The 18,996-nt window shown below is 56.6% G+C and carries 16 protein-coding genes and 1 other annotated feature; of the genes, 11 read left to right on the forward strand and 5 right to left on the reverse strand.

The window, feature by feature from the left end; all coding sequences use genetic code 11:
* Positions 1 to 7 precede the first annotated feature (7 nt).
* Positions 8 to 1,201 (reverse strand): multidrug efflux RND transporter periplasmic adaptor subunit AcrA, encoded by a 1,194-nt coding sequence (acrA, locus tag ACOQH0_RS05265; RefSeq protein ID WP_042716154.1) that lies wholly within the window; start codon positions 1,199 to 1,201, stop codon positions 8 to 10.
* 141 nt (positions 1,202 to 1,342) lie between these two features.
* Between acrA and acrR the strand changes: the two genes are divergently transcribed.
* Positions 1,343 to 1,996 carry a multidrug efflux transporter transcriptional repressor AcrR gene (gene acrR, locus ACOQH0_RS05270; RefSeq protein WP_010428179.1) on the forward strand — a complete coding sequence of 218 codons (654 nt, stop codon included), beginning with the start codon at positions 1,343 to 1,345 and terminating at the stop codon, positions 1,994 to 1,996.
* Between the two features lie 113 nt (positions 1,997 to 2,109).
* On the forward strand, positions 2,110 to 5,457 hold the full coding sequence (gene mscK, locus ACOQH0_RS05275) for a mechanosensitive channel MscK (RefSeq protein WP_421511684.1): 3,348 nt from the start codon (positions 2,110 to 2,112) through the stop codon (positions 5,455 to 5,457).
* 1 nt (position 5,458) lies between these two features.
* On the opposite strand, the gene rsmS is transcribed toward mscK, so the two are convergent.
* Positions 5,459 to 5,644, reverse strand: coding sequence for a pleiotropic regulatory protein RsmS (gene rsmS / locus ACOQH0_RS05280; RefSeq protein ID WP_058841189.1), 186 nt, complete (start codon positions 5,642 to 5,644; stop codon positions 5,459 to 5,461).
* 14 nt (positions 5,645 to 5,658) lie between these two features.
* Positions 5,659 to 6,186 carry a primosomal replication protein N'' gene (priC, locus tag ACOQH0_RS05285; RefSeq protein WP_089598004.1) on the reverse strand — a complete coding sequence of 176 codons (528 nt, stop codon included), beginning with the start codon at positions 6,184 to 6,186 and terminating at the stop codon, positions 5,659 to 5,661.
* Positions 6,187 to 6,236: 50 nt separating this feature from the next.
* Between priC and ACOQH0_RS05290 the strand changes: the two genes are divergently transcribed.
* From ACOQH0_RS05290 to ACOQH0_RS05330, 9 genes are all read left to right on the forward strand, one after another.
* Positions 6,237 to 6,614: a DUF454 family protein gene (locus tag ACOQH0_RS05290; protein WP_421511685.1), complete on the forward strand. Its 378-nt coding sequence runs from the start codon at positions 6,237 to 6,239 to the stop codon at positions 6,612 to 6,614.
* A gap of 151 nt (positions 6,615 to 6,765) precedes the next feature.
* Positions 6,766 to 7,317, forward strand: a complete 552-nt coding sequence (apt, locus tag ACOQH0_RS05295) for an adenine phosphoribosyltransferase (protein ID WP_010428187.1) — start codon at positions 6,766 to 6,768, stop codon at positions 7,315 to 7,317.
* A gap of 88 nt (positions 7,318 to 7,405) precedes the next feature.
* Positions 7,406 to 9,331: a DNA polymerase III subunit gamma/tau gene (gene dnaX / locus ACOQH0_RS05300; protein WP_109492431.1), complete on the forward strand. Its 1,926-nt coding sequence runs from the start codon at positions 7,406 to 7,408 to the stop codon at positions 9,329 to 9,331.
* Positions 8,661 to 8,725 (forward strand) — a sequence feature (DnaX frameshifting element). It overlaps the preceding gene by 65 nt.
* 53 nt (positions 9,332 to 9,384) lie before the next feature.
* Entirely contained in the window at positions 9,385 to 9,717 is a 333-nt protein-coding gene (locus tag ACOQH0_RS05305; RefSeq protein WP_010428194.1) for a YbaB/EbfC family nucleoid-associated protein, read from the forward strand.
* Positions 9,717 to 10,322, forward strand: coding sequence for a recombination mediator RecR (gene recR, locus ACOQH0_RS05310; RefSeq protein WP_008499298.1), 606 nt, complete (start codon positions 9,717 to 9,719; stop codon positions 10,320 to 10,322). The genes ACOQH0_RS05305 and recR overlap by 1 nt, the downstream gene beginning before the upstream one ends.
* Positions 10,323 to 10,432: 110 nt before the next feature.
* Positions 10,433 to 12,307: a molecular chaperone HtpG gene (gene htpG / locus ACOQH0_RS05315; protein ID WP_010428198.1), complete on the forward strand. Its 1,875-nt coding sequence runs from the start codon at positions 10,433 to 10,435 to the stop codon at positions 12,305 to 12,307.
* A gap of 225 nt (positions 12,308 to 12,532) precedes the next feature.
* Positions 12,533 to 13,177, forward strand: coding sequence for an adenylate kinase (gene adk / locus ACOQH0_RS05320; protein ID WP_010428200.1), 645 nt, complete (start codon positions 12,533 to 12,535; stop codon positions 13,175 to 13,177).
* A 125-nt stretch (positions 13,178 to 13,302) separates the two neighbouring features.
* Positions 13,303 to 14,265 (forward strand): ferrochelatase, encoded by a 963-nt coding sequence (hemH, locus tag ACOQH0_RS05325; RefSeq protein WP_421511686.1) that lies wholly within the window; start codon positions 13,303 to 13,305, stop codon positions 14,263 to 14,265.
* Positions 14,266 to 14,327: 62 nt separating this feature from the next.
* Positions 14,328 to 15,632, forward strand: coding sequence for an inosine/guanosine kinase (locus tag ACOQH0_RS05330; protein ID WP_421511687.1), 1,305 nt, complete (start codon positions 14,328 to 14,330; stop codon positions 15,630 to 15,632).
* A gap of 182 nt (positions 15,633 to 15,814) precedes the next feature.
* Here the strand turns inward: ACOQH0_RS05330 and ybaL are convergent, their stop codons facing one another.
* Complete coding sequence (gene ybaL / locus ACOQH0_RS05335; protein WP_172701380.1) at positions 15,815 to 17,491, reverse strand: YbaL family putative K(+) efflux transporter; 1,677 nt, start codon at positions 17,489 to 17,491, stop codon at positions 15,815 to 15,817.
* A 232-nt stretch (positions 17,492 to 17,723) separates the two neighbouring features.
* Positions 17,724 to 18,944, reverse strand: coding sequence for an MFS transporter (locus ACOQH0_RS05340; RefSeq protein ID WP_325826576.1), 1,221 nt, complete (start codon positions 18,942 to 18,944; stop codon positions 17,724 to 17,726).
* Positions 18,945 to 18,996: the final 52 nt, after the last annotated feature.

Genomic DNA, 18,996 nt, shown 5'->3' on the forward strand with positions numbered 1-18,996 from the left:
GTTTAAGTTAAGACTTGGTTTGTTCTGACTGACCAGCGGCTGAAGCTTGTTGTTTATCGTCAGACTTCACTTCCTGTGCTTTAACCTGCGCGCCAGGACGAACTTTTTGCAAACCAGTGATAATCACGCGATCGCCATCTTTCAGACCTTCCGTCACCAGCCATTTATCGCCAATCGCCTGCGTAGCAGTGATATTGCGGGTTTCGACTTTGTCATCAGCCCCGACAACCAGTGCGCTCGCATCGCCGCGTGGCGTACGGGTCACACCCTGCTGTGGAACCAGAAGTGCGGTTGGATTCGTCCCTTCTTCCAGACGCGCGCGAACGAACATACCAGGCAACAGCGTGTTGTCCGGGTTCGGGAAAATCGCACGTAAGGTGATGGAACCGGTGGTCTGGTCGACCGTCACATCAGAGAATTCCAGTGTGCCTGACTGTGGGTATTTGATACCGTCATTGGTCACAAGCTCCACTTTGGCTTTGCCGTTTTCCTGTTGCAGCTTGCCGCTTGCGAGCTCTTGCTTCAGACGCAGGAAATCATTGCTGGACTGTGTGACGTCAACGTAGATCGGATCAAGCTGCTGCACGGTGGCCAGCGCCGTGGCCTGACCGTTCTGCACCAGCGCCCCTTCCGTCACGGAAGATTTACCAATACGACCGCTGATAGGGGAGGTCACTTTGGTGTAGGCCAGGTTAATACGCGCGGTTTCGACGGCGGCTTTCGCGGCAACGACGGCAGCGTTGGTCTGCTGTGCATCCGCCAGCGCAGTATCGTAATCCTGTTGACTGATGTACTGCGTACCGAGCAGTTTTTTATAGCGGCTCAGCGTGAGCTGGGAGATTTTGGCTGCAGCTTCAGCTTTCGCCAGATCGCCTTTCGCGCTTTCATAAGACGCCTGATAGGTTGCTGGATCAATCTGATACAGAGACTCACCGGCTTTCACATCACCGCCTTCCGTGAAGTTACGTTTCAGGATAATACCGCTCACCTGAGGACGCACTTCCGCAATGCGGTAAGCACTCGTACGGCCTGGTAATTCTGTGGTGATTTGTAGAGGTTCAGATTTGAGCGTCACAACGCCTACTTCTGGCGCCTGCTGAGCTCCTTGTTGAGCCGGTTTGTCGTCACATCCTGTTAGCGCTAAGCTGCCTGAGAGCATCAGAACGACCGCCAGAGGCGTTAACCCTCTGTTTTTGTTCATATGTAAACCTCGAGTGTCCGATTTCAAATTGATCAAGGGTCCTGAGTCTAAAAACCCATTGCTGCGTTTATATTATCGTCATGCTATGGTACATACATTCACAAATGTATGTAAATCTGACTCCTGTAAATTCACTGACATATGGCACGAAAAACCAAACAACAAGCGCTGGAAACCCGACAACACATTCTGGATGTGGCGATTCGTTTGTTCTCTCAGCAGGGTGTGTCATCAACCTCGCTGGCGCAGATTGCTCAGGCCGCGGGCGTCACGCGGGGAGCGATTTACTGGCATTTTAAAGACAAGTCAGATCTGTTTGGTGAAATCTGGGAGCTTTCAGAATCCAACATTAGCGATCTAGAGACTGAGTATCGGGCAAAATTCCCCGACGATCCACTCTCAGTATTAAGAGAAATTCTAGTATATATCCTTGAAGCAACGGTAGTTGAAGAACGTCGCAGGCTAATGATGGAAATTATTTTTCATAAATGCGAGTTCGTGGGCGAAATGGCGGTCGTCCAGCAGGCGCAGCGTAGCCTGTGTCTGGAGAGTTATGACCGCATCGAACAGACGCTAACGCAATGTATTCAGGCAAAAACGTTACCGGCCAACCTGCTGACGCGCCGCGCCGCCATTCTGTTACGTAGCTATGTCTCCGGGCTGATGGAGAACTGGCTATTTGCGCCACAATCTTTTGATCTTAAAAACGAAGCTCGTAGCTACGTCGCCATTTTGCTGGAGATGTTGCAATTTTGCCCGACGCTGCGTGACGAAACCCACTCCGTTCCTGCCTGACCGTCGCCAGGATTTATCCTGGAGGTTCATGTTCTTGCTATTCTGCTTTCAGCGGGCGTGATATTCTTCACGCCGGACTATTTTCGGTCATTTCTCACATCATACTCACGACTATGCTGCACACCAAACGCTCGCAACATCCTGTTCTTGCATTATTTTTTGCTATGCTGTTTTTCCTGGCTTCCGCGCCGCTTTCGTTTGCTCGCGCAGATAACGCCAGCGATATCCCTTCGCGTGCCGAAGTTCAGGCGCAGCTTGATACGCTGAATAAACAAAAAGAGCTGTCGCCTCAGGAGAAACTCGTCCAACAGGATCTGACGGAAACGCTGGAAACGCTGGATAAAATTGAACGCGTAAAAGCAGAAACGGCTCAGCTTCGCCAGAAGGTCGCGCAGGCCCCGGACAACATGCGCAAGGCGACAGAGGCGCTGAGCGCGCTGAGCGACGTCGATAACGATGACGAAACCCGCAAAACGCTTGCGACGCTCTCGCTACGTCAGCTGGAGTCGCGCGTGGCGCAGTTGCTGGACGATCTCCAGACCGCGCAGTCCGATCTCGCCACCTATAACAGCCAGCTTGTCTCGCTGCAAACGCAGCCTGAGCGCGTGCAAAACGCGATGTACACCGCGTCTCAGCAGCTTCAGCAGATCCGCAACCGCCTGAATGGGACGGCTGTGGGAGATGGCGCGTTACGCGCTACGCAGCAAACGTTGTTGTTGATTCAGCAGACGTTGCTTAATGCGGAAATTGAACAGCAGCGCAAGAGCCTTGAAGGCAATACGGTGCTGCAGGATACGCTGCAAAAACAGCGTGATTACGTCACCGCCAACATTAATCGTCTTGAGCACCAGCTCCAGCTGCTGCAGGAGGCGGTAAACAGTAAACGTCTGACGCTGACGGAAAAAACCGCTCAGGAAGCCGTATCGCCAGACGAAACCGCCCGCATTCAGGCCAACCCGCTGGTGAAGCAGGAGCTTGAGCTTAACCATCAGTTAAGTGAGCGTCTGATTCAGGCCACCGAAAGCGGTAACTCGCTGGTGCAGCAGAATATTAAAGTTAAAAACTGGCTGGATCGCGCGCTGCAGGCGGAACGTAACATTAAAGAGCAGATTGCGGTTCTGAAAGGGAGCCTTCTGCTGTCGCGAATTTTGTACCAGCAGCAGCAGACGCTGCCGTCCGCTGACGAGCTGGAGGACATGACCAACCGCATCGCGGATTTACGTCTGGAGCAGTTTGACGTCAACCAGCAGCGCGATGCGCTTTTCCAGAGCGATAACTTTGTCGCGAAAGTGGAAGAGGGCCATTCCAGCGAGGTGAACCCGGAGGTTCACGACGCGCTGTTGCAGGTCGTCGATATGCGTCGCGAGCTTCTCGACCAGCTCAACAAACAGCTGGGCAATCAGCTGATGATGGCCATTAACCTGCAGATCAACCAGCAGCAGCTGGTGAGCGTCTCGAAAAGCCTGCAGGAGATTTTGACCCAGCAGATTTTCTGGGTGAACAGCAACAAGCCGATGGACTGGGACTGGGTCAAATCCTTCCCTGAGACGCTGAAGTCGCAAATCAAGAGCATGAAAATCACCGTCAACTGGGAGAAGGCCTGGCCTGCGGTGATGATTGCCTTCCTCGCGGGCCTGCCGCTTTTGCTGATTGCGGGTCTGATCCGCTGGCGTTTGAAATGGCTGAAACAGTATCAGGCCAGGCTGGCGTCGGAAGTGGGACAACTGCGTAACGACAGCCAGCTACACACCCCGAAAGCGATCCTGATTGACCTGATCCGCGCGCTGCCGGTCTGCCTGCTGATTCTGGCCGCCGGGCTGATTCTGCTCACGATGCAGCTCAACATCAGCGACCTGCTCTGGGCGTTCAGCAAAAAGCTGGCGCTGTTCTGGCTGGTGTTTGGTCTCTGCTGGAAAGTGCTGGAAAAAGACGGAGTGGCGGTGCGTCACTTCAACATGCCGGAACAACTTACCAGCCACTGGCGTCGCCAGATTGTGCGCATCAGCCTCGCGCTGCTGCCGCTGCACTTCTGGTCTGTCGTGTCTGAACTCTCACCGCTGCATTTGATGGACGACGTGCTGGGGCAGCTGGTTATTCTGCTGAACCTGCTGCTGATTGCCGTTCTGATGTGGCCGATGTGCCGCGACAGCTGGCGTGATAAAGAGTCTCACAACCTTCGTCTGGCGACCGTAACGGTGCTGGCGATCATTCCGCTGGCGCTGATGGTGCTGACGGCAACGGGCTACTTCTATACCACGCTGCGCCTGTCAGGCCGCTGGATCGAAACGGTTTATCTGGTGATTGTCTGGAATCTGCTGTTCCAGACCGTGCTGCGCGGGTTGAGCGTGGCGGCGCGGCGTATCGCCTATCGCCGTGCGATCGCGCGCCGTCAGCATCAGGTGAAAGAGGGGGCAGAAGGCGCGGAGCCGCAGGAAGAGCCGACCATCGCGCTGGAGCAGGTCAACCAGCAAACCATGCGTATCACGATGCTGGTGATGGTGGCGCTGTTTGGGGTGATGTTCTGGGCCATCTGGTCTGATTTAATCACCGTCTTTGCGTACCTCGACAGCGTCAAGCTCTGGCAGTACAGCGGCACCGAGGCGGGTGTGACGGTGATGAAAAGCGTGACCATGGGCAGCCTGCTCTTTGCGCTGGTGTCGCTGGTGGTCGCCTGGGCGCTGATCCGCAACCTGCCGGGCCTGCTGGAAGTGCTGGTGCTGTCCCGCCTGAACCTGCGTCAGGGGGCGTCTTACGCCATCACCACTATCCTGAACTACGTGATCATTATCGCGGGTGCGATGACGGTCTTTGGTTCGCTGGGTGTTTCATGGGACAAACTGCAGTGGCTGGCGGCAGCGCTCTCGGTCGGTCTTGGTTTCGGCCTGCAGGAGATCTTCGGGAACTTCGTCTCCGGCCTGATCATCCTGTTCGAACGTCCGGTGCGTATCGGCGATACCGTCACCATCGGCACCTTCTCCGGCACCGTCAGCAAGATCCGTATTCGTGCGACCACCATTACCGACTTTGACCGTAAAGAGGTGATCATCCCGAACAAAGCGTTCGTGACCGAACGCCTGATCAACTGGTCGCTCTCCGATACGACCACCCGCGTGGTGATCCGCCTCGGCGTCGCCTATGGATCGGATCTGGATAAAGTGAAAGAGGTGCTGTTGAAGGCGGCGTCTGAACATCCGAAAGTCATGCACGATCCGGCTCCTGCGGTGTTCTTCACCACTTTCGGTCCGAGTACGCTGGATCACGAGCTGCGCCTGTACGTGCGTGAGCTGCGCGATCGCAGCTACACCGTCGACGAACTGAACCGCGCGATCGACCGCCTGTGCCGTGAAAATGACATTAACATCGCCTTCAACCAGCTTGAGGTTCACCTGCGTAACGAAAAAGGTGAAGAGCATACGGAAGTGAAGCGCGAGATTAAGGGTGACGACCCGACTCCGGCATAATCTATTTTCCCTCTCCCTGTGGGAGAGGGTTAGGGTGAGGGCAACAGGCCTTCACCTTTCCCTCAAAATCCCGCCGCACAATCTCCAGCGCCTTCAGCACTGTCTCCGCCGGGATCTCATGATTCTCCAGCAGCATAATCAAATCGACGGCCAGCTTGACCTCGTCGGGTGCATTTTCCAGTGACATCTTTGTGGCTCCTGTTAACGGGTCAAACGTTCAATGACGCGCTCGATCTCATCCAGCGCCTGTCGGCAGCGGGCAATACGGCCTTCGAGGGCGCTTATCTCGCGCATTAATAGCTGCTGCTCTTCCAGCGTTTCGCTGTTGTTCAATCGGGCTTCGCGTTCGCGTTTCATCTCAAACAGCCGGCGTTCAAACTCCTGGTTCTCCAGCCGCTTGCGCTGCCATTTACCGAGTCCCGGCGAGGCGCTGTCCCAGGCGCGCAGCGGCCAGGCGGCGATTTCGCGATGTAAAGCAGTAATCTGCTCGGCGAGATGCTCCGCCAGCCAGGCCACCTGTTCCTGCTGTCCGTTCTCAACCGCGTGGCGCAACTCATCAAGATTCGTTTGCGCCTCCGCAAGATAATCCTGAATTAACGTGCTGCGGGTACGAAAAAGCTGTCGGTCAAAGCGCGGCTTCAGCGTGGCGTGTCCCATCAGCGGCGTGGCCTGCGCGCGCAAGGCGATCAGTTGATTTTGTAGCGTCTCAAGAAGCAAGGCTGTTTTCAAAACGCTCTCCAGTGGTAAAGTAGCCGTTCAGTTTGATAACGATTCGCATTATGCAGCGTACTATTTTAATCATCATTGGCTGGCTCGCGGTAGTGCTGGGCACGCTGGGTATTGTTTTACCCCTGTTACCGACCACGCCGTTTATTCTGCTGGCGGCCTGGTGCTTCGCCCGTTCATCGCCGCGCTTTCACCACTGGCTGCTCTACCGCTCATGGTTTGGCGGCTACCTGCGGTACTGGCAAAAACACCGTGCCATGCCGCCCGGCGCGAAGCCGCGCGCGATCGCGGTGATCCTCATCACCTTCGCCATTTCATTATGGCTGGTGAAAATGATGTGGGTACGCATTCTGCTGCTGGCGATCCTGACCTGTCTGCTTATCTTTATGTGGCGGATCCCCGTGGTTGATGAAAAGCAACAAAAGCACTGAAGCCTCATCATGGCTGTTGCAATTATTGCGTACAGCCAGTAAATTCGACCGTTTTCGAGCACAGGTGCGCCTGGTTAAAGGTTAAGCAATTGTTACCTTTACCGACTCGTTGCGCGCCGTGAGTAACACTGTTTCACTTAGGCACAAACCGATGACCGCAACTGCACAGCAGCTTGAATTTCTGAAAAACAGCATCAAAAGCATCCAGGACTATCCGAAGCCTGGCATTCTTTTCCGTGATGTCACCAGCTTGCTGGAAGACCCGAAAGCGTACGCGCTCAGCATTGAACTGCTGGTGGAGCGTTATAAAAACGCCGGGATTACCAAAGTAGTAGGTACCGAAGCCCGTGGCTTCCTGTTTGGCGCACCGGTTGCGCTGGCAATGGGCGTGGGTTTTGTGCCGGTGCGTAAGCCGCGCAAGCTGCCGCGTGAAACCATTGCTGAGAGCTACGAGCTGGAGTACGGCACCGATCAGCTGGAAATCCACGTGGATGCCATCAAGCCAGGCGACAAAGTGCTGGTGGTGGACGATCTACTGGCAACCGGCGGCACCATCGAAGCGACCGTGAAGCTGATCCGCCGTCTGGGTGGGGAAGTGACCGACGCGGCATTCATCATCAACCTGTTCGATCTGGGTGGCGAACAGCGCCTGGAAAAACAGGGTATTACCAGCTACAGCCTGGTGCCATTCCCGGGTCATTAATCCCGTTCCTCACAACCTCGCTCAATGAGTGAGGTTGTGATAGCATTCCCCTCCATAAATTCACCTTCCAGCGTTGCAGAGCCTGCCCATGAGTTATCAGGTGTTAGCCCGTAAATGGCGACCACAAACCTTTGCTGACGTTGTCGGTCAGGAACATGTGCTGACGGCCCTGGCGAACGGCTTGTCGCTAGGTCGTATCCATCACGCCTATCTTTTTTCCGGCACCCGCGGCGTCGGTAAGACCTCCATTGCCCGTCTGCTGGCGAAAGGCCTCAACTGCGAAACCGGGATTACCGCCACCCCGTGCGGCGTGTGCGATAACTGCAGGGAAATCGAGCAGGGGCGTTTTGTCGATCTGATTGAGATCGACGCCGCCTCGCGCACCAAAGTGGAAGACACTCGCGATCTGCTCGATAACGTGCAGTACGCCCCGGCGCGCGGCCGCTTCAAGGTCTACCTGATCGATGAAGTGCACATGTTGTCGCGTCACAGCTTCAACGCCCTGCTGAAAACGCTGGAAGAGCCGCCTGCACACGTGAAGTTCCTGCTGGCGACCACCGATCCGCAAAAGTTGCCGGTTACCATTCTGTCGCGCTGCCTGCAGTTCCACCTGAAGGCGCTGGACGTTGAGCAGATCCGCGCGCAGCTTGAGCACATTCTCGATGAAGAGAAAATTGTCCACGAACCGCGCGCCCTGCAACTGCTGGCCCGCGCGGCGGACGGTAGCCTGCGAGATGCGTTAAGCCTGACCGATCAGGCGATTGCCAGCGGTGACGGCAAGCTCTCGACCGACGCGGTCAGCACCATGCTCGGTACGCTGGATGACGATCAGGCGCTCTCGCTTATCGAAGCGATGATTGCCGCCAACGGCGAACGCGTGATGTCGCTGGTAAACGCGGCTGCCGCCCGAGGCGTGGAGTGGGAGGGGCTGTTGGTTGAAATGCTCAGCCTGCTGCACCGCGTGGCGATGCTGCAGCTTTCTCCATCGGCAATCGGCGCGGATATGGCCGCCATTGAGCAGCGGATGCGTGAACTTGCCCGCACCGTGCCGCCTGCCGACGTACAGCTTTACTACCAGACGCTGCTAATTGGACGCAAAGAGCTGCCGTTCGCGCCGGACCGCCGGATGGGCGTTGAAATGACGCTGCTGCGCGCGCTGGCGTTTCACCCGCGCATGCCGCTGCCCGAACCCGAAGTGCCGCGACAGTCCTTCGCGCCGGTCGCCCCGACCGCGGTGATGTCGCCGCAGCAGGTGCCGCCACAGCCGACACCGCCGCCGCAAAACGTGCCGCTGTCGGATGCCACCAGTTCGGTACTTGCCGCACGCAGTCAGTTGCAGCGTGCGCAGGGAGTAACCAAACCAAAAAAGAGTGAACCGGCAGCGCCAGCAAGAGCGCGGCCGGTGAACAACGCCGCGCTTGAACGACTGGCCTCGGTAACGGAGCGCGTTCAGTCGCGTCCGGCACCGTCCGCGCTCGAGCAGAAAGCCCCGGCGAAAGAAGAGGCTTACCGCTGGAAGGCGACCACCATCACCGAAACGGTGAAGGAAGAGGTCGCCACGCCAAAAGCGCTGAAGAAAGCGCTGGAGCATGAGAAAACCCCGGAGCTTGCCGCGAAGCTCGCCGAAGAGTCAATCGAGCGGGACGCCTGGGCCGCTGAGGTCAGCAAACTGCAGCTGCCGAAGCTGGTAGAGCAGGTCGCGCTCAACGCCTGGAAAGAGCAAGAGGGCAACCAGGTGCGTCTGCATCTGCGTCCGGGCCAGCGACATCTGAATTCCCCTGGTGCGCAAAAGGCGCTGGCGGAGGCGCTCACCGCATTGCAGGGTGCGCCGGTTGAATTGACTATCATTGAAGATGATAATCCCGCAGTGCGAACGCCGCTGGAGTGGCGCCAGGCCATTTATGAAGAGAAGCTCGCGCAGGCGCGCGAGTCAATTATCGCGGATAACAACATTCAGACCCTGCGCCGGTTCTTCGACGCCGATCTGGATGAAGAGAGTATTCGCCCCATTTGATCGTGAGTCTGACTTACGGTTGTAATCCTTAAACGTGAAAGAGAGAGAAGCCTATGTTCGGTGGAAAAGGCGGTCTGGGTGGCCTGATGAAGCAGGCTCAGCAGATGCAGGAAAAAATGCAGAAGATGCAGGAAGAGATCGCTCAGCTGGAAGTCACGGGTGAATCCGGTGCCGGTCTGGTAAAAGTGACCATCAACGGTGCGCACAACTGCCGCCGCGTGGAAATCGACCCAAGCCTGCTCGAAGACGACAAAGATATGCTGGAAGATCTGGTTGCCGCCGCGTTTAACGATGCCGCGCGCCGTATCGACGAAACCCAGAAAGAGAAAATGGCCTCTGTTTCCAGCGGTATGCAACTGCCGCCGGGCTTCAAGATGCCATTCTGATGCAAACCAGTCCGCTGCTCACGCAGTTAATGGAAGCACTGCGCTGCCTGCCGGGCGTTGGCCCGAAGTCGGCGCAGCGCATGGCGTTCACGCTTTTGCAGCGCGACCGCAGCGGCGGGATGCGCCTGGCGCAGGCTCTGACCCGCGCCATGTCAGAAATTGGTCATTGTGCGGATTGCCGCACCTTTACCGAGCAGGACGTATGTAACATCTGTACGAACCCGCGTCGCCAGGAAAACGGTCAGATTTGCGTGGTGGAGAGTCCGGCGGACATCTACGCCATCGAACAAACCGGGCAGTTTTCTGGTCGCTACTTCGTGCTGATGGGGCATCTCTCCCCGCTGGACGGTATTGGCCCGGATGATATCGGTCTCGACCGCCTTGAACAGCGTCTTGAGTCCGAAACCATCAAAGAGGTGATCCTCGCCACCAACCCGACGGTGGAAGGGGAGGCAACCGCTAACTACATCGCCGAACTGTGCTCGCAGTACGGCGTTGACGCCAGCCGCATCGCCCACGGCGTGCCGGTGGGCGGCGAGCTGGAAATGGTCGACGGCACCACGCTGTCGCACTCTCTGGCCGGGCGTCACAAGATTATTTTCTGACCAAACGGAGGCTGCGCGCGTGGCCTCCGCTTGAAATTTTCCTCCCTTATCCCCATCTCTCACTCAACGTTTTACAACCCCATTAAATGGCATTGTTGAGGTCGACTTAGATGAAAGGACAAGAAACCCGTGGTTTCCAGTCAGAAGTAAAACAGCTTCTGCACCTGATGATCCATTCCCTGTATTCCAACAAAGAAATCTTCCTGCGTGAGCTAATTTCCAACGCATCCGATGCGGCGGACAAGCTGCGCTTCCGCGCGCTGTCCAACCCGGACCTGTACGAAGGCGACGGCGAACTGCGCGTGCGCGTCTCTTTCAATAAAGAGAACCGCACCCTGACCATTGCCGATAACGGCATCGGGATGAACCGCGACGAGGTGATCGACCACCTCGGCACCATTGCCAAATCCGGCACCAAAGCGTTCCTCGAGTCCATGGGCTCTGACCAGGCGAAAGACAGCCAGCTGATCGGCCAGTTCGGTGTGGGCTTCTACTCGGCGTTTATCGTTGCCGACAAAGTCACCGTGCGCACCCGCGCGGCAGGCGAAAGCGCAGAAAATGGTGTGTTCTGGGAATCCAAAGGGGAAGGCGAATACACCGTTGATGACATCACCAAAGCGGATCGCGGCACCGAAATCACCCTCCACCTGCGTGAAGGCGAAGACGATTTCCTGAACGACTGGCGTGTACGCTCCATCATCAGCAAATATTCCGACCACATCGCGCTGCCGGTTGAGATTGAGAAACAGGAAGAGCAGGACGGTGAAACCGTTGTCTCCTGGGAGAAGATCAACAAGGCGCAGGCGCTGTGGACGCGCAACAAGTCTGAAATTAAAGACGACGAGTACAACGAGTTCTACAAGCACATCGCTCACGACTTTACCGACCCGCTGACCTGGAGCCACAACCGTGTGGAAGGTAAGCAGGAATACACCAGCCTGCTGTACATTCCGGCGCAGGCACCGTGGGACATGTGGAACCGCGATCACAAGCACGGCCTGAAGCTCTACGTGCAGCGCGTGTTCATCATGGACGACGCCGAGCAGTTCATGCCGAACTACCTGCGCTTTACGCGCGGCCTGATTGACTCCAACGATCTGCCGCTGAACGTCTCCCGTGAAATCCTGCAGGACAGTACCGTCACCCGCAACCTTCGCAACGCGCTGACCAAACGTACGCTGCAGATGCTGGAAAAACTGGCGAAAGACGATGCGGAAAAATATCAGACCTTCTGGAAACAGTTCGGTCTGGTGCTGAAAGAAGGCCCGGCGGAAGACACCGCGAACGTCGAAACGATCGCCAAACTGCTGCGCTTCGCCTCTACGCATACCGACTCCTCCGCACAGACCGTGTCGCTGGAAGAGTACGTCTCCCGCATGAAAGAAGGGCAGGAAAAGATCTACTACATCACCGCCGACAGCTACGCGGCGGCGAAGAGCAGCCCGCACCTGGAGCTGCTGCGCAAGAAAGGCATCGAAGTGCTGCTGCTTTCTGACCGCATCGACGAGTGGATGATGAACTACCTGACCGAGTTCGACGGTAAATCCTTCCAGTCCGTGGCCAAAGCCGACGAGTCCATCGACAAGCTGGCGGATGAAGTGGACGAAAGCGCGAAAGAAGCCGAGAAGGCGCTGGAGCCGTTCGTTGAGCGCGTGAAAACGCTGCTGGGCGATCGCGTGAAAGAGGTGCGCTTCACGCACCGTCTGACCGATACTCCGGCGATTGTCACCACCGATGCCGACGAAATGGGCACCCAGATGGCGAAGCTGTTCGCTGCGGCGGGCCAGGCGATGCCGGAAGTGAAATATATCTTTGAGCTTAATCCGGATCACCCGCTGGTGAAACGTGCGGCAGACACCCAGGACGACGCCCGCTTTGCCGAGTGGGTTGAACTGCTGCTGGATCAGTCCCTGCTGGCCGAACGCGGCACGCTGGAAGATCCTAACCTGTTCATTAAACGTGTGAATGCGCTGCTGCTGGCGTAATTAAACACCTACCCCTCACCCTGCCCTCTCTCCAAAGGGAGAGAGTGAAAGAGTTCCCTCTCCCTGTGGGAGAGGGTTAGGGTGAGGGCACCAGACCGCACTAACCCAAATTATCTCCCCCCATTAACCGTTTCAGCTTCCCCGCCTTCCTTGAGCCACGCCCGTTCTGGTGGTATTGTTTAGCGCTTTTGAAAAATTGAAACGACATTTGAGGGGATTTTCGCAATGCGTATTATTCTGCTTGGCGCTCCGGGCGCGGGTAAAGGAACTCAGGCTCAGTTCATCATGGAGAAATACGGTATTCCGCAAATCTCCACCGGTGACATGCTGCGCGCCGCTGTTAAATCTGGCTCCGAGCTGGGTAAACAAGCGAAAGACATCATGGACGCAGGCAAGCTGGTGACCGACGAGCTGGTTATTGCTCTGGTCAAAGAGCGCATTGCTCAGGAAGACTGCCGTAACGGTTTCTTGCTGGACGGCTTCCCACGCACCATTCCTCAGGCTGACGCCATGAAGGAAGCGGGCATCAATGTGGACTACGTTCTGGAGTTCGACGTACCGGACGAGCTGATCGTTGACCGTATCGTTGGCCGTCGCGTACACGCTGCTTCTGGCCGCGTTTACCACATCAAATTCAACCCACCTAAGGTTGAAGGCAAAGACGACGTGACCGGCGAAGAGCTGACCACCCGTAAAGACGATCAGGAAGAGACCGTGCGTAAACGCCTGGTGGAATACCATCAGATGACTGCACCGCTGATCGGCTACTACACCAAAGAAGCGCAGGCGGGTAACACCCAATACGCCAAAGTCGACGGTACCAAAGCCGTGGCTGACGTACGTGCAGAGCTGGAAAAAATCCTCGGCTAATTGCACGTCTCTCACCCGGGTTCTCCGGGTGAGAAAAATTCTCATCTTACCTATTACAGCAATGGGTTTCGTTTAAACGCATTTCCGCTACAATTGACAACCTATCAAAAGGTTAAGAGGCGTGAATGAGTCAGGCGAAAACCGGCATCCTGCTTGCCAATCTGGGCACCCCAGAAGCACCCACTCCAGTAGCGGTAAAACGCTATCTGCGACAGTTTTTAAGCGACACGCGCGTCGTGGATACCCCAAGATTGCTGTGGTGGCCCCTGCTGCGTGGCGTTATTCTGCCGATTCGTTCTCCGCGCGTGGCAAAGCTTTATCAGTCTGTCTGGATGGAAGAGGGCTCGCCGCTGATGGTGTACAGCCGCCGTCAGGAGAAAGCACTGGCCGCCCGCCTGCCGGATATGCCCGTCGCGCTCGGCATGAGCTATGGAACCCCTTCGCTGGAAAGCGCAGTGGAAAACCTGCTCGCGCAGGGCGTTGACCATATCGTCGTGCTGGCGCTCTATCCACAGTATTCGTGTTCGACGGTAGCTGCCGTCTGGGACGAGCTGGCGCGCATTCTGAAGACGCGTCGTCGCATTCCTGCGGTGACCTTTATTCGTGACTATGCGGATAACGATCTGTACATCAAGGCGCTGGCCAGCAGCGCCCGCGCGTCGTTTGAAAAGCACGGCGAGCCGGATTTGCTGCTGCTTTCCTATCACGGCATTCCGCAGCGTTTCGCCAATGAAGGGGATGATTATCCGCAGCGCTGCCGCGATACCACCCGCGAGCTGGTCTCCGCCCTTGGCCTGCCGCCGGAGAAGGTGATGATGACCTTCCAGTCGCGCTTCGGCCGCGAGCCGTGGTTGACGCCGTACACTGATGAAACCCTCAAAATGCTGGGCGAGAAGGGCGTGAAGCACATTCAGGTGATGTCGCCGGGCTTCTCGGCCGACTGTCTGGAAACGCTGGAGGAGATTGCGGTACAAAACCGGGAATTTTTCCTCGAAGCTGGCGGTGTGAAGTACGAGTACATTCCGGCACTTAACGACTCTCCTGAGCATATCGACATGATGGTCTCGCTGGTGACGAACAGCCGCTGATCGCGCTTGAGGCCGGGTTTGTGCTACCATTCCCGGCTTCTATTCCTTGCACAGTTCAGACCATGAAATTTCCCGGTAAACGTAAATCAAAACACTACTTCCCCGTTAACGCTCGCGATCCGCTCCTGCAGCAAATCCAGCCTGAAAATGAAACCAGCGCCGCATGGGTGGTGGGTATCGATCAGACGCTGGTGGATATTGAAGCCAAAGTGGATGATGCGTTTGTTGCGCGTTACGGTCTGAGCGCCGGCCATTCGCTGGTGATCGAGGACGACGTTGCCGAAGCGTTGTATCAGGAGCTGGTGCGTGAAAATCTGATCACCCATCAGTTTGCCGGCGGCACCATTGGCAACACCATGCACAACTACTCCGTGCTGGCGGACGACCGCTCGGTGCTGCTCGGCGTGATGTGCAGCAATATCGAAATCGGCGGCTACGCCTATCGCTACCTGTGCAACACCTCCAGCCGTACCGACCTGAACTATTTGCAGGGCGTAGACGGCCCGATTGGCCGCTGCTTTACCCTCATTGGTGAGTCCGGCGAGCGTACCTTTGCCATCAGCCCTGGCCACATGAACAAGCTGCGCGCAGAGAGTATTCCAGAAGAGGTTATTGCGGGGGCCTCTGCGCTGGTGCTCACGTCGTATCTGGTGCGCTGCAAGCCGGGCGAGCCGATGCCAGACGCGACCATGAAGGCGATTGAGTACGCGAAGAAGTACGATGTCCCGGTCGTCCTGACGCTGGGGACCAAATTCGTTATCGCCGACAACCCGGAGTGGTGGCAGGCCTTCCTGAAGGAACACGTTTCGATTCTGGCGATGAACGAAGAAGAGGCCGAAGCGCTGACCGGCGAAAGCGATCCGCTGCTGGCGTCTGACAAAGCGCTGGACTGGGTAGATCTGGTGCTCTGCACCGCCGGACCTGTCGGGCTGTACATGGCGGGCTTCACGGAAGAAGAGAGCAAACGCAAAACCCAGCATCCGCTGCTGCCTGGCGCAATTGCCGAATTCAACCAGTTCGAATTCAGCCGCGGTATGCGCCATAAAGACTGCATCAACCCGCTGCGTATCTACTCCCACATCGCGCCGTACATGGGCGGGCCAGAGAAGATCATGAACACCAACGGCGCGGGCGATGGCGCGCTGGCCGCGCTGCTGCACGACATCACCGCTAACGCTTACCACAAAACCAACGTGCCAAACTCCAGCAAGCATAAGTTTAGCTGGCTGACCTATTCATCGCTGGCGCAGGTGTGTAAATACGCGAACCGCGTGAGCTATCAGGTGCTGAATCAGCACTCCCCGCGCTTAACGCGTGGCCTCCCGGAACGGGAAGACAGCCTCGAAGAGGCGTATTGGGACAGGTAAAAGCAAAACGGCAACCAGGTTGCCGTTTTTAGTGTTTATTCCCTCTCCCTGTGGGAGAGGGCCAGGGTGAGGGCATCAGGCCGCACAAGGTAAAAGCAAAACGGCAACCAGGTTGCCGTTTTTAGTGTTTGTTCCCTCTCCCTGTGGGAGAGGGTCAGGGTGAGGGCATCAGGCCGCACAAGCTAGCCCGTCACCCCTTCTTCAACCGGCGCTTTCTCAAGCAGCGTCAGCATCGTGTTCGCAATCTCACGCTCACCCATGACGACCTTATTCGCGCCGCGCTCGGTGATGTATTCCACCTCATCGTCATAATGTGCGCGGGCAATAATCTCGATAGTCGGACACTTCGCGCGCGCGGACGCGACAATCTCACCTGCCTCGTAGCCGTTCGGAATGGTCAGCAGCAGCCAGCGGGCGCAGTCCAGATGCGCCAGATTCATGATCTCTTCGTTTGCCGCATTACCCAGCACCGCGCGAATGCCGCGCTCGCGCAGTTCGTCAACGCGTGTGCGTGAGGTTTCAATCACCACCAGCGGAATGCCCTGCGCCATCAGCTTCTCACCGAGCAGGCTGCCCACGCGACCAAAGCCAACCAGCAGCGCGTGATTGCAGATATCCACCGGGATCTGCTTCTCTTCTTCGATAGCCTCTTCCAGCGTCTGCTCTTCCAGGGTTTCCGTTTTATCGAGGTATTTTTCCAGCAGGGCAAACAGCACCGGGTTCAGCATGATGGAGAGGATCGCCCCCGCCAGCACCAGATTCTGACCGGCCTGCGGGAGAAGATTAAGCGCCATGCCGAGACCGGCCAGAATAAACGCGAACTCACCAATCTGCGCCAGGCTGGCGGCAATGGTCAGCGCCGTACGCGGCGAGTGGCCAAACATCCGCACCAGGAAGAAGGCGGCAACGGACTTACCAAAGATAATGATCGCCAGCGTGCCCAGCACTGCCAGCGGCTGCTGGATCAGAACCAGCGGATCAAAAAGCATCCCGACGGAGACGAAGAACAGCACGGCGAAAGCATCACGCAGCGGCAGCGTGTCGTGCGCCGCGCGGTGGCTTAATTCAGATTCGTTCAGCACCATCCCGGCGAAGAACGCGCCCAGCGCAAACGAGACGTCGAACAGCTCAACGGCACCAAAGGCGATACCCAGCGCCAGAGCGAGTACCGAAAGAGTGAACAGCTCGCGGGAACCTGTCGCCGCAGTGCGGGACATGATCCACGGTACCAGACGGCGGCCCACCAGCATCATGATGGCGATAAAGGCCACAACCTTACCGATGGTGATACTCATATCCAACGCCAGCGAGGCGAAGCCGACGTTGTCTTTTTCCATCATCCCGGCGACGGCGGGCAGCAGCACCAGCGTTAACACCATCACCAGATCTTCAACGATCAGCCAGCCTATTGCGATTTGCCCGCGCTGGCTGTCTATCAGCTGTCTCTCTTCAAGCGCGCGCAGCAGCACCACGGTACTGGCGGTTGAAAGACACAGCCCAAACACGATGCCGGTCATCAGCGACCAGCCTAGTACCGCTGAAAGCGCCATTCCCAGCAGCGTCGCCACCCCTATCTGGGCGATCGCTCCCGGTATGGCGATAGACTTTACCGCCATCAGGTCCTTCAGTGAAAAATGCAGACCGACGCCAAACATCAGCAGAATCACGCCTAATTCCGCCAGTTCTGGAGCCAGTTTGGTATCCGCCACGAAACCCGGCGTAAAAGGACCCGCCAGTACACCCGCTAACAGATAGCCGACAAGAGGAGAAATACGCAGTTTATTGGCAATCATGCCAAGGATAAAAGCGAGCACAAGTCCACCAACAATGGTGGTGATAAGCGGTGTGGCGTGGTGCATTCCGTCTCCTTTCGTGGTGAGTGTTCCATTTTTGGCATAAATACCAAAAGACCAGGTAATAGTTTATGACAATTTTTACCCTTATGTTTATGAATAATTGTTGAAGTTTGAATAAAAGAGCAATAAGCGTGAAAAAAAGCCCTTTTGGACAAGTTTGATGGGGAAGGTGAGAAGAAACCCTTATGGCATAAGGGGGCAAGGTCGCCAGAGTTTAACTTTGGCGACCCCTAAATTACGCTTTATGACGATTATCAGGCAGGAATATGGTCAATATCCCCAGAAGTGGCAGGAAAGCACAGATTTTGTAGACCAGGAAGATGCTGGTGTGATCTGCAACCATGCCCAACACCGCCGCACCAAGGCCGCCCATGCCGAAGGCAAATCCGAAAAAGAGCCCGGAAACCATACCGATACGCCCCGGTAACAGCTCCTGTGCGTAAACCAGAATGGCCGAGAAGGCAGAGGCCAGAATAAAACCAATAATGACGGTCAAAATCCCCGTCCACTCCAGGCTTGCGTAGGGCAAAATAAGCGTGAAGGGTGCAACACCGAGGATTGAGCCCCAAATCACATATTTACGCCCGATTTTGTCACCTACAGGCCCGCCAATCAACGTTCCTGCTGCCACCGCAAACAGGAAGGCAAACAGGTGGAACTGCGCGTTTTGTACCGATAATCCGAATTTTTGCATCAGATAAAAGGTGTAATAGCTGCTGATGCTCGCCATATAGAAGTATTTCGAGAAAATCAGCACCAGCAGCACGCTTACGGCCAGGATAACCTTGTTACGGGGAAGGGGATTGATAACCTTTGCTACAGGTTTGCCCTTGTTCACGCGATGCTGCGCGGCATACCAGCGGCTGATTTGCGCCAGTACCACAATCGCCAGCAGCGCGGCCAGCACAAACCACGCCACGTTGCCTTTGCCGTATGGGGCGATGATCACCGCGGCCAGCAGTGGGCCGAGGGAACTGCCAAAGTTACCGCCTACCTGGAACAGGGACTGCGCCAGCCCGTGACGACCACCGGAGGCCATACGCGCCACGCGGGAGGATTCCGGATGGAAGACGGACGAGCCTGTCCCCACCAGCGCGGCGGCGATAAGCACCGCTTCAAAGCTGCCCGCCATTGCCAGCAGCACCAGCCCGCTCAAGGTGAAGCACATGCCAATGGGGAGCGACCACGGCATTGGGTATTTATCCGTCCAGTAACCGACCACCGGCTGCAGCAGCGAGGAGGCCATCTGGAAGGTGAGGGTGATCATCCCGATCTGTACGAAGGTTAACGAAAACTCGGACTGCAGCAGCGGGTAGATTGCCAGTATCAGCGACTGGATCATGTCGTTGAGCAGGTGCGAGAGACTGATTGCGCCTAAAACTTTAAAGGAAGTGCGCGATTTTGGCGGCGACGCCGGAGCGCCCGGGACGGGCTGGGTTGATTCACTGATTGCCATAAATACCACGTCGATTTGTTATGAGAAATGCAGGGTGTAATTATTATCCGAC

The organism is Enterobacter sp. JS8-1 (genome assembly GCF_049187015.1).
GTDB classification, from domain to species: Bacteria; Pseudomonadota; Gammaproteobacteria; order Enterobacterales; family Enterobacteriaceae; genus Enterobacter; species Enterobacter mori.